14 protein-coding genes are annotated in these 14,553 nt (G+C 38.5%); 4 read left to right on the forward strand and 10 right to left on the reverse strand.

Features of this window, described 5'->3' with window-relative positions; genetic code table 11:
- Positions 1-99 precede the first annotated feature (99 nt).
- Positions 100-1,815 (reverse strand): acetate--CoA ligase, encoded by a 1,716-nt coding sequence (gene acsA / locus N178_RS05975; protein ID WP_045291223.1) that lies wholly within the window; start codon positions 1,813-1,815, stop codon positions 100-102.
- A 287-nt stretch (positions 1,816-2,102) separates the two neighbouring features.
- On the opposite strand from acsA, the gene N178_RS05980 reads away from it, so the two are divergent.
- Genes N178_RS05980 through N178_RS05990 form a run of 3 tightly spaced genes read left to right on the forward strand, consistent with a single transcriptional unit; the run spans position 2,103 to position 4,570 of the window.
- A complete protein-coding gene (locus tag N178_RS05980) occupies positions 2,103-2,735 on the forward strand; it encodes a hypothetical protein (RefSeq protein WP_045291225.1) in 633 nt (210 codons plus the stop codon).
- Between the two features lie 30 nt (positions 2,736-2,765).
- Positions 2,766-3,407, forward strand: a complete 642-nt coding sequence (locus N178_RS05985; RefSeq protein ID WP_045291227.1) for an acetoin utilization AcuB family protein — start codon at positions 2,766-2,768, stop codon at positions 3,405-3,407.
- Positions 3,407-4,570 (forward strand): acetoin utilization protein AcuC, encoded by a 1,164-nt coding sequence (locus tag N178_RS05990; protein WP_045291229.1) that lies wholly within the window; start codon positions 3,407-3,409, stop codon positions 4,568-4,570. The genes N178_RS05985 and N178_RS05990 overlap by 1 nt, the downstream gene beginning before the upstream one ends.
- Before the next feature lie 29 nt (positions 4,571-4,599).
- Here the strand turns inward: N178_RS05990 and motS are convergent, their stop codons facing one another.
- The 7 genes from motS to N178_RS06025 form a co-directional block, all read right to left on the reverse strand.
- Positions 4,600-5,280 (reverse strand): flagellar motor protein MotS, encoded by a 681-nt coding sequence (motS, locus tag N178_RS05995; protein WP_074678001.1) that lies wholly within the window; start codon positions 5,278-5,280, stop codon positions 4,600-4,602.
- Positions 5,246-6,049, reverse strand: coding sequence for a flagellar motor protein MotP (gene motP, locus N178_RS06000; protein ID WP_033579602.1), 804 nt, complete (start codon positions 6,047-6,049; stop codon positions 5,246-5,248). Before motP ends, motS begins: the two co-directional genes overlap by 35 nt.
- Positions 6,050-6,102: 53 nt before the next feature.
- Positions 6,103-7,101 carry a catabolite control protein A gene (gene ccpA, locus N178_RS06005; RefSeq protein ID WP_025750682.1) on the reverse strand — a complete coding sequence of 333 codons (999 nt, stop codon included), beginning with the start codon at positions 7,099-7,101 and terminating at the stop codon, positions 6,103-6,105.
- A 559-nt stretch (positions 7,102-7,660) separates the two neighbouring features.
- Positions 7,661-8,737 (reverse strand): bifunctional 3-deoxy-7-phosphoheptulonate synthase/chorismate mutase, encoded by a 1,077-nt coding sequence (locus N178_RS06010; RefSeq protein WP_045291231.1) that lies wholly within the window; start codon positions 8,735-8,737, stop codon positions 7,661-7,663.
- Positions 8,738-8,965: 228 nt separating this feature from the next.
- Positions 8,966-9,289, reverse strand: coding sequence for a bacillithiol system redox-active protein YtxJ (gene ytxJ / locus N178_RS06015; RefSeq protein ID WP_045291234.1), 324 nt, complete (start codon positions 9,287-9,289; stop codon positions 8,966-8,968).
- Between the two features lie 398 nt (positions 9,290-9,687).
- The gene (locus N178_RS06020; RefSeq protein ID WP_013059496.1) at positions 9,688-10,143 is read right to left on the reverse strand and encodes a YtxH domain-containing protein; all 456 of its coding nucleotides are present in this window, start codon (positions 10,141-10,143) and stop codon (positions 9,688-9,690) included.
- Positions 10,144-10,170: 27 nt separating this feature from the next.
- Entirely contained in the window at positions 10,171-10,656 is a 486-nt protein-coding gene (locus tag N178_RS06025) for a DUF948 domain-containing protein (RefSeq protein ID WP_013059497.1), read from the reverse strand.
- Between the two features lie 280 nt (positions 10,657-10,936).
- On the opposite strand from N178_RS06025, the gene N178_RS06030 reads away from it, so the two are divergent.
- On the forward strand, positions 10,937-12,052 hold the full coding sequence (locus N178_RS06030) for an aminopeptidase (protein ID WP_014457997.1): 1,116 nt from the start codon (positions 10,937-10,939) through the stop codon (positions 12,050-12,052).
- Positions 12,053-12,093: 41 nt separating this feature from the next.
- Here N178_RS06030 and murC read toward each other — a convergent pair whose 3' ends face one another.
- Together murC and N178_RS06040 are read right to left on the reverse strand one after the other, a co-directional pair.
- Entirely contained in the window at positions 12,094-13,395 is a 1,302-nt protein-coding gene (gene murC / locus N178_RS06035; protein WP_045291235.1) for a UDP-N-acetylmuramate--L-alanine ligase, read from the reverse strand.
- A gap of 185 nt (positions 13,396-13,580) precedes the next feature.
- Positions 13,581-14,234, reverse strand: coding sequence for a hypothetical protein (locus tag N178_RS06040; RefSeq protein WP_045291236.1), 654 nt, complete (start codon positions 14,232-14,234; stop codon positions 13,581-13,583).
- Positions 14,235-14,553: the final 319 nt, after the last annotated feature.

A 14,553-nucleotide genomic window follows, 5' to 3' on the forward strand; every position in this document is an offset into this window, starting at 1 on the left:
CATTTTAAAATTCAAGTCCAAAAAAAAGTTCAAACAGCTGGCTGTTTGAACTTTATAAAAATCATTTATTTTCCCTACAAAGATTGAAACGTTTACTCCTTAGTCTTCCATCGTTGACAAATCGCCCGTTGGCAAATCTAATTCCCATGCTTTTAAAACGCGGCGCATAATTTTACCACTTCGTGTTTTAGGCAGCTTATCTTTAAACTCGATTTCACGCGGAGCTGCATGAGCAGCTAACCCTTTTTTCACAAATTGACGAATATCTTCAATCAGTTCATCTGAAGATTCATACCCATCTCTAAGTGCGATAAATGCTTTAATAATTTCCCCGCGCACAGGATCAGGCTTACCAATGACACCCGCTTCTGCTACAGCTGGGTGTTCAACAAGCTTACTTTCTACTTCAAATGGACCCACACGTTCTCCTGCCGTCATAATAACGTCATCGATTCGGCCTTGGAACCAAAAATAACCGTCTTCATCCATATACGCCGAATCACCTGATACGTACCAATCACCTGGCATAAAATATGACTCATACTTTTCTTTGTTGTTCCAAATTGCATGCATCATAGATGGCCAGCCTTTTTTAATTGCTAAGTTCCCCATTCGATAAGGTGGAAGCTCTTGTCCTTGATCGTCAACGATTGCTGCTTGTACACCCGGAATAGGTTTTCCCATAGATCCTGGTTTAATTTTCATAGACGGATAATTACAAATCGTCTGACCGCCAGTTTCAGTCATCCACCACGTGTCATGAATACGTTTTTGGAAAACCTTCATTCCCCAGCGTACCACTTCAGGATTTAATGGTTCTCCCACGCTTAATACATGTCTGAGGTTGCTTAAATCATAGCGTTTAACTAAGTCATCGCCAGCACCCATTAGCATACGAAATGCTGTAGGTGCACTGTACCACACCGTTACGCCAAAATCTTCAAGTGCTTGATACCATGCATCTGGACTAAAGCGTCCCCCTATAATCACATTTGTTGCTCCAGCAAGCCAAGGACCAAAAATTCCGTAGGAAGTTCCCGTTACCCAACCCGGATCTGCTGTACACCAATACACATCGTCATCTTTTAAGTCGAGCACCCACTTAGCAGTTTGATAATGCTGAAGCATTGCATTATGAACGTGAAGCACCCCTTTTGGTTTTCCAGTTGAACCTGATGTATAATGAAGCAGCATGCCATCTGTTCTATCTACCCACTCAATCTCCACCTCTTTATTCGCCGCTTCTAGTCGCTTCAGAAAATCTAGTTGAATGCCTTCTTCTTCTACATTTTCCCCTACAAGGAAAATGTGTTTTAAAGCTGGCAAATCTTTCACAGGAACGCGGCTCAGCAATTCAGGCGTTGTAATTAACACTTTTGCATCACTGTCTTGCAAACGATCTTTTACTGCACCTTCCATGAACGCTTCAAACAAAGGCCCAACAATAGCGCCAAGCTTTACCGCGCCTAACAATGCAAAATAAAGTTCCGGAGAGCGAGGCATAAAGATAAACACGCGATCTCCCTTCTCTACGTCTGCTTGTTTTAGCACGTTTGCGGCTTTGTTTGACCATTCTTTCATTTCTTTGAATGTATATTTTTCATTGCGCTGCGCATCTCGATAATAAAGCGCAACTTTATTTTTACGCGTAGAGTTTGCGTGCTTATCAATTGCTTCATAAGCTGCATTTAATTTACCTGTTTCATGCCATGAAAATTCCTTCTCCACTTGTGACCAGTCAAAGGTTTGATACGTTTTATCGTAGTCCTGTAAGTTGTATACCCCTTCAATTACAGGAAGCGCTTCCACCTTCATCACAAACTCCCCCTTATGTATAAAATTTACAAACCTATTATATAACAAAAATAGACTTTTCACAATTTTATAAAAATTATTTGTCGGAATTAGGATAATAGTCTCCCTTGTTATATGACAACCTTTGTTATATAAGTGTCGAATTAACAAGAATCTCTTTATAATTTTCTATTCTATGTTTTTAAAAAAACTCCTTTTCTTTTATTTAATTTTTTGAAAACGCTTTAATCCAGTCGTTTTTTTTTGTATTATAATACAGATAAGACTGCTTGAAGGTGGTGATTCATGTGAAACATTCCCAAACGTACAATATGAAAGAACTAAAAACAGCTGTTGGAACAATTGTTATTGAAGGACCTGTCTCCTCACAGACCTTGCAACAACTTGATTTTCATGAGCAACTAACGGCCTTTCGTCCACCTGAACAGCAAAAAGAAGCATTGATCGAGATTGCCAACTTGCCTGAAGGTAGAATCATTATTGCTCGCTATCATCATACAATCATTGGTTACGTAACCTTCTTATATCCCGATCCTCTAGAACGATGGTCGGAAGGAAATATGGAGAATTTAATCGAATTAGGAGCTATAGAGGTAGCTGCTCCATTTCGCAGCTACGCTGTTGGTAAAAACCTGCTTATCGTATCTATGATGGATGATGCAATGGAAGATTATATTGTCATTACGACAGAATACTACTGGCATTGGGATTTAAAAGGAACAGGGCTAAATGTGTGGGATTATCGCAAAATTATGGAGAAAATGATGAATAAAGGCGGACTGACGTGGTTTGCTACAGATGATCCGGAAATTAGCTCCCACCCTGCTAATTGTTTGATGGTAAGAATCGGGAGCAGAGTCTCTCAAGAAAGCATGCAAGAATTTGATAGCCTGCGCTTTCGAAATCGCTTTATGTATTAAGCTGATCTTTAAGAAAAGGAGCCGTGTCTGATGATTGTTGAAGAAATGATGAAAACCGATCTCGTTACCTTAACCCCCGACCATACGATTGCTGAAGCTATAAAACTTTTAGATACACATAAGATTAGACATATTCCTATCGTTAATGATCTTCATCATGTAGTTGGCATCATTTCTGACCGAGACGTAAGAGATGCAAGTCCATCTATTTTAGATAATACTTATACATCTGTTCTTCTATCCGAACCCGTGCGGATAATTATGCAAACAGAAGTCATTACAGCTCACCCTCTTGATTTTGTTGAAGAAATTGCAAGTATTTTTTATGAACATCAAATCGGTTGTATTCCCGTCACAAAAAACAAGCGGTTAGTAGGCGTTGTTACCGAAAGAGATCTATTACATACGTTTATTCAGCTTACCGGCACCAATAAACCAGGTTCACAAATTGAAATAAAAGTAGAAAATAAGGCTGGCGTGCTCGCTGAAGTTACATCCCTCTTTGGTTCAAAGAGAACAAACATCTTAAGCGTACTTGTCTACCCTGATGTAGATGAACGATATAAAATCCTTGTACTTCGCATTCAAGCTATCAATCCATTGATTAGTATAAATACATTAAAAGAAAACGGCTATGAGGTGCTATGGCCTAAATTACCGGAGATGACGTAATGACTAGTAATGCTGTATTTATTTATTCAGATGATATTCTTTCGTACAAATTCAGCAATAATCATCCGTTTAACCAGCTTCGTGTTCAACTAACATATGAACTGTTACGGGAATTTGGCGCTTTAACCAATCAAGATATTGTATTACCGCGGATGGCATCTGATGAAGAACTTCAGCTTGTCCATGATACTAGCTATATTCAAGCGGTAAAATTAGCAGGAAGCGGGGAGCTTTCTGTTGAAAAAGCAGCAGATTTTGGTCTTGGAACAGAAGACACACCTATGTTTCCCAACATGCATGAAGCCAGTGCATTTTTAGTTGGGGGTACACTTACTGCTGTAGATTATGTGATGACTGGAAAAGCTAAGCATGCTCTGAATTTAGGAGGAGGATTGCACCACGGCTTTCGAGGGAAAGCTTCAGGCTTCTGTATTTATAACGATAGCGCGGTAGCCATCAAATATATGCAGCAAAAGTACAACGCGCGCGTTCTCTATGTCGATACAGATGCTCACCACGGTGACGGTGTTCAATGGACATTTTATGACGACCCTTCCGTTTGTACTCTTTCCATTCATGAAACGGGACGCTACTTGTTTCCAGGCACGGGAAACGTTAACGAACGCGGGCATAGTGAAGGCTATGGTTATTCATTTAATGTGCCTGTTGATGCTTATACCGAAGATGAGTCTTGGCTCGACGTTTATAAAACCTCTTTAAAAGAAGTAGCTGCTTTTTTTAAACCAGATGTTATCTTAACACAAAATGGAGCAGATTCTCATTATTACGATCCGCTCACTCATTTATGCGGCACCACGAAAATATACCGTGAAATTCCTAAAATTGCTCATGAAATTGCTCATGAATACTGTCAGGGAAGATGGATTGCGGTTGGCGGAGGAGGTTATGATATTTGGCGAGTTGTTCCTCGGGCTTGGTCATTCATTTGGCTTGAAATGATTGAACGAAAGGCAGAAGGCATGCTTCCTCTGTCATGGCTTGAAAAATGGACAAAAGTATCGCCTCATCCCGTTTGCACGCTGTGGGATGATGAACCTAATATCTATCAGCCAATTCCAAGAAAACCAGAAATAACAGAAAAAAACGCTCAAACTCTTGAGCGCGCTCTTTATCCTATTCGTTCTCATACATCTCATTCTTAAAAAAAGGCTATACAAGCGTATGGCCTTTTTCACTGTGCTTCGGGATCTGAAATAATAATTTCGACGCGTCTATTTTTTTGCAGATTGTCATTAGACGTGTTCGGAACAAGCGGCTTTGTATCTCCGTATCCAAGTGCTTCAAAGCGGTTAGCAGAAAGAGAAAAATGGTTCGTTAAATAACGTATGACACCGCTAGCACGCGCTGCCGATAGTTCCCAATTAGATGGATAACGATAGGTATGAATGGGTCGATTGTCGGTATGACCTTCTACTTTAATATCATTTGGAATAGTACTGAATAACCTTCCTAATTCATCTAGAAAAGGAGTACCTTTTTTCAAAATGTCTGCTTGTCCTGTTTCAAACAGCACCTGTTCTTGTAAAATAAGCACCACTCCGCGTTCATCTCGCTTAGCAGTAATGACATGCTGAAGCTTATTTTCCTTCAGGTAGCCCTGCACTTTCGCTAAAATGTTATCCAGCTTTTGAGACTGCTGGCTCTTTTCCACAGAAGCTAATGAGCCACCGCTTGTAAGCGAATTGACAACGGTTTGAAACTTTTGATTATCAACGCTAGACATTGAAAATAATAAAATAAAAAAAACTAATATTAACGTCACCAGATCAGCAAATGTTACCATCCATTTTGGCGACTGCGCCGAATACCTTTTTCTTCTACGCTTCACGAACGTGCTCTCTCTTTTCTTCAAGCTTTCGTTTTTCAACAGGGGCAAATACTTTTAACTTTGCTTGCACAAAGCGAGAATTTTGCCCCGCCTGCAAACCAATAACACCTTCGATAATTACTTCTTTAACAAAAAGCTCATGCTCCGTTTTACCAGCTAATTTAGCTGCAATTGGCTGAAAAAACAAGTTTGAAAGCAGCGCCCCGTAGAAAGTCGTTAAAAGAGCAATTGCCATGTTAGGGCCAAGCGATGAAGGGGTATTAAGGCTTTTTAGCATTAGCACTAGTCCAACGAGCGTCCCAATCATTCCCCAAGCAGGGGCATAATCTCCTGCTTTTTCAAACATACTTCGACCTCTCGTATGTCTTTCTTCTACTGCAGCTATTTCTGCTTCAAGCAGCTCTCGAATCATTTCCGGTTCTACTCCATCAATGGCTAGCAAAATACCTTTTTTCACAAATGAATCATCGATTTGTTCAAGCTCTGCCTCTAACGATAGAAGTCCTTCTCGACGTGCTTTTTCCGATAAATGTACAAATGTTCCTACAATTTCTTCTACGTTTATTTCTTTCGATTGAAATGCTTGTTTCCCTACTCTTCCCATATTTTTTAATTGCTTTAACGGAAAGCTCACGCACAGCGTACCAAAAACGCCTCCCAGTACAATTAAAATCGATGGCACATCAATAAAAGCTAAAAAACCGCTCATTCCTCCACTTGAAATAACCCCAAACACAACCATAGAGATACCAATTAGTATCCCTATAGGGGTGAGCATATCAATTTTTTTCATATTCTATCTCCCCGTGTCTGAACTTTGGATTCGTTCTTATTCATTCACAGGTATTATTTTGTTGATTGTCTGAACTCGATGCGGTGAGGAAGCTGTACGATGCTGCTGTCTACCGTTTCTTTGTTCATGTATTTCGTTAAGAGACGCATCGCTACTGCACCAATATCATACATTGGCTGTACGACAGATGTTAACTGAGGACGAACCATTGTTGAAAGTCTTGTGTTATCAAAACCGATAACTTCTAGATCGTTTGGTACATTCAACCCGCGATCTTGTGCCCCGTGAATAACGCCTAATGCCATTTCATCTGTTCCAACGAAAATAGCAGTTGGCTTTTCAGCTTCTTCTAATAGTTTTTCAACCGCTTCAATACCAGAATCGTACGTGTAGTCTCCTTCTACAATATAAGAATCACGTACAGGCAATCCGCTTTCAGTAAGAGCACGTTTATACCCTTTTACTTTTTTTGCATGATTGATTGGTTCTTCTAGCGTACCTGAAACGAATGCAATATTTTTATGACCGCTGTCAATTAGTGATTGCACTGCATCAAAAGCTGCTTGTTCATAATCAATAGTGACGGATGGGATTTGGTTAGTTGATTCGATTGATGCCGCAAGTACAACTGGAACCGGTGATTTTTTTAACTCTTCTACGTGTTCTTCCGTTACATTCCCACTCATGAAGATGATTCCGTCTACTTGTTTACCAAGCATGTTATTTAAAAGGTGAAGTTCTTTATCTTGATTTTGATCGGAGTTACTTAAGATGATATTATACTTGTACATTGTTGCAATATCTTCGATTCCACGCGCTAACTCTGCATAGAAAATATTTGAAATATCAGGAATGATAACTCCTACTGTTGTTGTTTTTTTACTTGCTAATCCACGCGCTACTGCGTTCGGACGATAGCCTAGTCTTTCAATTGTTTCTAATACTTTTTTTCTAGTTGATGGTTTTACATTTGGATTTCCGTTTACCACACGAGAAACCGTTGCCATCGACACGCTTGCTTCCCTTGCTACATCATAAATTGTTACGTTCACAACAAACACTCCTTATCGAAAAACATTTCGTTTATTTTATCCTTATTTCATTTCTTGTATTTACGTATATAAATCCATCTTCCTTTATAGAATGGCTATTTCTAGCTCCTTCACTCTTACATACAGCTTAGATACCCTGTATGCATCTAAATCATTCCTGTTATGCCCTTATTATTACGTGTGCAAAGACAATTTTACCAGTTTATATGTAACAATGTAAAAGACGGTGTATAGTAAGTAAATAAAAAAAGTGAATCGCGAATTTATATCATATGCAATCACAGAATGATAGCGAATATCTGTAACTACTATACGATACTATGTGCTTCATCGCAACGTATTTACCGACTTTTTCCGACAAGTTTCACGAGAATTTCATAAATTCTTGTTTTTTGGATTTGCACTTATTCTTTCCTATTTTGACAAAAGTTATCGACTGTTTTCAAAATACGTGATAATTTCGCTTATCTTTATTATAACGAAAGGCAAACAAGCTTGAAACCATTAAGTGCCTCAAACTTGTCATAAAAGTATACGAATTTTTCATTTTTACGTTTTTTTATAAATTTAAGTTACATATAGGCTTTAGCTGCTTCATAAATTCTGTAAATTGCGGAATATCCATTTGCTGAGCTGAGTCAGAAAGTGCTACCGCAGGATCTGGATGAACTTCTGCCATAATTCCATCCGCACCAATGGCAAGAGCCGCTTTAGCCGTTGGAACAAGTAAATCTCGTCTTCCTGTTGAATGCGTCACGTCAACTAAAACAGGTAAATGAGTTTCTTGTTTTAAAATGGGAACGGCTGAAATATCCAGCGTATTTCGCGTTGCTCGCTCATACGTACGAATTCCTCGTTCACACAAAATCAGCTGATCATTTCCTTGTGACACAATGTATTCAGCAGCATTAATAAACTCATCAATCGTAGCGGCTAAGCCTCGCTTTAATAAGACAGGCTTTTTCACCGCACCCGCTTCTTTTAACAGCTCAAAATTTTGCATATTACGAGCACCAATTTGAATCACATCTACGTATTCCACAGCTGTTTCAATATCAGCGGGGTCGACAATTTCACTAATAACGGCTAAATCATATTCGTCAGCTACTCTTTTTAAAATGTGCAGTCCTTCTAAGCCAAGGCCTTGAAAATCATAAGGAGATGTTCTTGGCTTATAGGCTCCCCCTCTAAGCATCCGCACGCCCTGCTGCTTCACGGCTTTTGCTACGGCTGCTACTTGCTCATAGCTTTCAACGGAACAAGGTCCTGCTACAAAACGCTGAAGTCCGTCACCAATTGTTTCTCCTTTTACCGTAACGATTGTATTTTCCGGCTTCTTTTTACGGGATACAAGAAGTGCTTTACGATGATCATCTTCTTGAAGCTCTAAATGAGCTTTGAAAATCTCTTTGAAAATATGTTGAAGCGTCGACGTTTGAAACGGTCCTTCGTTTTTGCTCAAAATGGAGTCAAGCATTGCTCGTTCACGAACAGGGTCAAAGCGTTTGGTTGACTGCATTCCTTTTAACTTTCCTATTTCTTGAACAAGCTCTCCTCGCTCATTAATAAGCTTTAACAGTTTCATATTTACTTCGTCAATTTGAGATCGCAAATGCTGAAGATCTGAATTCGTCATGTACGTCCACCCTTTCACTGATTTTAAAAAATCTGTTTAGCAGGGTTACTACATAAGATGATAGATGATGGAGGATATATGTAAGAGGCTTCTCTGCTTTTATGTGCTAAACTACATCTATTGTACGAAAAAGCGGATGAAACCGCAATCAGCATAATAAAAAAAACCGAACGATTAATCGTTCGGATCTTCCTTCACCTAAACTGCTTTTGTCACAGCCTCTTTCAATTAATGAGCTACTTTTTTCGCTAATTCGTCTTCGTTAATGTTCCAGTGAGAAGCATGCCACTTCACTTTTCCATCTTCAAACAGAAGCGCTTGAGGTGATTCATGCTTCACTTCATACGTCTCAGAGATATAGTTAGATACATCTCGTGAATCTTGCACATGAAGATAATAAGAAGGAATGTCTTCATGACTAGAAGCAAACGCTGAAAATGCCTCATGACCAGCTGCACTAATTGGACACGTTGTGCTGTGCTTTAAAAATAAAAAGCGATTGTTTTCCTTTACAATTTGTTCGAACTCTTCAACTGTTGAAATTTTTTTCATTTTTTTCACCCTTTCTGTACTTACTCTTAAGTTTACATGGTTTGACCGTTTCCATACAAAAAGAGTGCTCAGCTTTATGTATGATGCTAATAAATTCATTTATAAAATGGAGTTTTTTTCAGCATAGAAAGAAAAGAACTTGATAAAGGCAAAGATTGTGAACCAACCTCTTCTTCCGTATAGGCAAACGTCATACTAAGACTTTTTTATATTAAACATAATCTCTCCTTTTCATTTACTGACTATATCATTATAAAAATATGTTCCATTTTTTTACACCAGCCTTTTTGCTCAAATTAAAGTTCCTATGATAAAACTAGCATTTACTTGCTTTTACCCAGCCTAAGTTACATACAAAAAAGCGTTCACCCTATAGGGTAAACGCTTTTGATTCTTTATTATGGTCGTGGCACTGTGCTTTCCACTTCATCTAATGCTTTTTGAGCTTCTGTTAGCTTCTGCTGAACGTCTTCGTTGCTTTGAGACTCCACTTCATCAGCAAGCACTTCTAAGCTAGTTGGAGGTAATGCTTCGTGTTCAGGATCTACTTTACGGAAGTTTTTCACTTTGTCCACTACTTGTGAAGATTGCTCAGACAGTGTTTGTGATAAACCAGCCGTTTTTTCTTTTGCCGTTTGAGCAAACCCTTGTCCTTTTTCAACAGCGCTGTTTTTCGCTTGCTCCGTTTTTAAACGAACGTAAGCTGCCTGCTCATTCAAATCGGAACGGAACTCTTTACCTGATTTTGGAGCAAGTAGTAATGCCGTTGCAGCTCCTACAACTCCTCCAATCACTGTTCCTACTAAAAAGCCTTTATTTGAAGTGTTGTTTGGTTTATTCGGTTTGTTTGACATATGCGTCTCCTCCTTTAAAGTTCATCCTTATGAAAATGAGCGTGAGCGTTGAACCGCTTTTTCTTTTACTTCAACAGGTACAGGCTCTGCATCAACTTTTTTCTGTTTTCTTAATTTTATACGTTCCCATACGTCTAATGCAACATTGCTCCACTGAACGACTTGAGCAACAGTTTCTTTATTTTCTTCTACTTTCTCTGAAACGCTTGATGATACGCTTTTAATAGACTTATTTAAGTCTTGGATTGAGTCACCTACGCCTTTAACGGAATCCACCACTGTGTTCAGCGCTTCAGATTTACGCTGAATATCTTCAGCTAACAGATTAGTCTTATGTAAAAGTGCAGTTGTTTCAGCTGTGATTCCTGTCATTTGCTTTTCTACACCATCTAAAGTACCTGCCACTGAATTTAATGTGTGCTGAACGGATTTCAATGTTTTGGACACGGAAACCACCAGGTAAAAAATCGCAATGGCAACAATAGCAGCGCTTAAATAAAGAATAATAACCATCTGTGCAAGGCACCTCCTATTTTCATCTCTTGTTATAACTACTTTCCCAATTTTATAAACAATTAAACCTTCTATTCCCTATAGACTCTTTAACTTTACCATATTCTCTCTGCTTTTATTCATAAAAAGGGAAGATTGCTACATTATTTCGCGATATATGAGTTATTTCCCTTCCTAAAGAAAAAAAGGATTTTAAAGCATAAAAACAAACAAAATAAGCTCAGTGGGGTACAATAGAAAGTGAATCACCAATCATTGTTATTTTAAGGAGGCACTATTTATGAAAGACCCTAGAATTGCAACATTAGCTAAAAATTTAATTAATTATTCTGTTCGCCTTCAAAAAGGAGAAAAAGTATTAATCGAAAACTTTGGACTTCAGCGCGAACTTGTGACAGCACTTGTAGATGAAGCGTACAAGGCCGGTGGCTATCCGTTTGTACTGCTAAAAGATCATTCGGTAGACCGAGCTCTTTTAAACGGTGCACAAGAAGAGCAGTTCAATATGATGGCAGACTTCGAAGCAAATGTGATGAAAGAAATGGATGCTTATATTGGCTTGCGTTCTGGTTCAAACATTTTTGAACAATCAGACGTTCCGGCAGATAAAATGAAAATCCAAGGGAATACGATCGGTAAAAAAGTACATAGAGAAATTCGCGTTCCAAAAACAAAATGGGTCGTTCTTCGCTATCCAAACGATTCAATGGCGCAGCTTGCTAAAATGAGTACAGAAGCATTTGAAGATTTTTACTTTGATGTATGTAACTTAGACTATGGCAAAATGAGCAAAGCGATGGATGCTTTAGTTGAGCTCATGAACCGTACGGACAAAGTGCGTTTAACAGGTGAGAATACGGACTTAACGTTCTCTATTAAAGATATTCCTGCAGTGAAATGTGCCGGAGAAATGAATATTCCGGATGGTGAAGTATACACGGCTCCTGTCCGTGATTCTGTAAACGGAACAATTTCTTACAACACTCCTTCTAACTATCAAGGCTTTACGTTTGAGAATGTATCCTTAACATTTAAAAACGGTAAGATTGTTGAAGCAACCGCTAATGATACAGAACGCATCAACGGCATTTTTGATACGGATGAAGGCGCTCGTTTTGTTGGCGAATTTGCGATTGGTGTAAATCCGTATATTCAACATCCAATGCAAGACATTTTATTTGATGAAAAAATTGACGGAAGCTTCCACTTCACTCCTGGCGAGTGCTACGAAGATGCGTATAATGGAAACAAGTCAAATATTCACTGGGACATGGTGATGATTCAGCGCCCAGAATACGGCGGCGGCGAGATTTATTTCGATGACGTGTTGATTCGTAAAGACGGGCTATTTGTCATTGAGGAATTAAAAGCGTTAAATCCTGAAAATTTAAAATGAGTTTTGAAATAAAAAAAGGCACTCAAGAGAGTGCCTTTTTTTTATGATACGGTCTGCTGATATAGTTTTTCAAACTTTTGAATGTCTCCAGCACCCATAAATACTAATACAGCTTCATTATGGTCTTTTAACGATTCAATTGTTTCTTCATTAATTAATTCAGCTCCGCTGATTTTGCTTCGTAAATCTTCAATTGATAATTTACCTTGGTGCTCACGAGCTGATCCAAAAATGTCACATAGATATACTTTATCAGCGTGCTGTAAGCTTGCTGCAAAGTCCTCTAAGAACGTTTGTGTACGCGTAAACGTATGCGGTTGGAAAACAGCCACAACTTCACGGTTTGGATACTTTTGACGGGCAGCTGAAATCGTTGCATTAATTTCCGTTGGATGGTGTGCATAATCATCGATTAGCACTTGTTTGCCAACGTTCTTTTCACTGAAACGACGCTTTACACCTTGATATGTTTTAAAACGCTCTTGCAGCACAGCAACATCAATTTCTTCATAATGACAAAGTGCAATAACAGAAAGTGCATTTAAGATGTTATGGTCGCCATACCCTGGAATTTCAAATGATGCGTGGAATGTATTACGAACGAACACATCAAATGTTGTGCCTGTTGTGCTTTTTACGATATTACGTGCTTGGAAATCATTTTCTTCGCCTAATCCGTAATAAAGAACAGGTACCTTCGCTTGAATTTGCTGCAGATGTTCATCGTCACCACAGGCAATAATTCCTTTTTTGACTTGAAGTGCCATCTCTTGGAACGCGCTGAATACATCATCGATATTGGCAAAATAATCAGGGTGATCAAAATCAATATTCGTCATAATTGCATAGTCTGGCGTATAAGATAAGAAGTGGCGGCGATACTCACATGCCTCAAACGCAAAATACTTGCTGTCTTTTACACCTTTACCCGTACCGTCTCCAATTAAATATGAAGTAGGTTCAGCTCCTTGAATCACATGCGCTAACATACCCGTTGTGGATGTTTTTCCGTGTGCTCCTGTTACGGCTACACTCGTATACTGTTTCATAAAGTCACCTAAGAAACGGTGATAGCGTACAAGCGTGACTCCTTCTTTTGAAGCAGCTTCTGCAATTTCTTCATGCGTATCAGGAAAAGCATTTCCTGCGATTACAGTCATGCCGTCTTTAATATTATTTTTATCAAATGGTAAAACAGGAATTCCCTGCTGTTCTAGTGCTTTTTGCGTAAAAATTTCTTTTTCAATATCCGATCCTTGAACTTGAAAGCCCATATCGTTTAGGATTTGCGCAAGCGCACTCATTCCTGTTCCTTTAATACCTACAAAATGGTAAACTGTCATATAAAGAACCTCCAACATTCGTCTATCTGTAAGACAGTATATGACGGTTATCTAGAATTGCTCTTACAAACGTATATAAATGTCGTTTGATTGCTGATTTCACGATAACATTCGTACATTATATCACTTCTTATAACATAACTCCATGACTCCATTTCTACTCTCTTCCCTTGCGAAACGGCCTTTTATTTTGGCTTCATCACATAGTATATAGCCTGCTGTTTTAAAAATGAGCGCCATGTCATTGCATTTTTTTTGTTATTATATTGCGTTACTAACTGTTCAATGCGTTGTTTATGTCCTAAAAAGAAAGAGTCAATTAACACGTCATATCCGATTGATTTTATTTTTCGAATCCAAATTACTTGTTGTTCCTCTAAATTTGCAAATCTTCCTCTTACATCTTTGATGATAACCTGCTCATTTGTCAATGGGGTATATCCTTTTAAGAAAAACGAATTAGGTACTTTAGACACAATAATTGGCTCTAGTACACTCGTCAAAAAAAAGGCTCCTTGAATCAAAAACGACTCTGTTTTCTGCTTCGCCTGATCAGCTAAAAAAAGCTGCAGCAGGGTTTTCCCCTGGATGGTTACATATTCAAATGCAAACCACTGAAAAAATAATTGTTCATGGGAATCAGACAGAGGCGCCTCATGAGGCAAGTTTACTAACTCTTTAAATAGATGTGAAGCCCGCACTTTTTCTCGTATATTCGTATAGCGGTTCACAAAAAAGAAATATTGATTGTAAAAGTCGCAAATAGCATTATCAGACTGAAGCTGCTTTTGTTCACGAATTTCATTAAAGTTAATCAGTTCATGATTTTCTTCTGTCATTACTCTTCACTCGTACTCTAATTATTTTGATTTGTCCTCTTTAAACGCCTTCAGCTCATATGTTTCTGCTGGTGAGAAATGATAGCAAACTATCACATGCTAAAAAAGCAAAACACACATTATCCTTACATATAGTAAATCATTTTACTAGTTCTGACAAACCTTTTCCTTTTTTTCCTGATGTATTTCTTCCAAAATCTCTACTCAAATTCTGTATAAACGAACTTAAAGCAGGAAAAAAGAGGCGATGGATACAGTGACAGAGCGTTAGCTCACATAAAGCTGTATCCTGCTGATCTTGCATAGCCTCTTTTTTTAA

Origin of the sequence: Priestia aryabhattai B8W22 (assembly GCF_000956595.1) — a bacterium.
Taxonomy (GTDB): domain Bacteria; phylum Bacillota; class Bacilli; order Bacillales; family Bacillaceae_H; genus Priestia; species Priestia aryabhattai.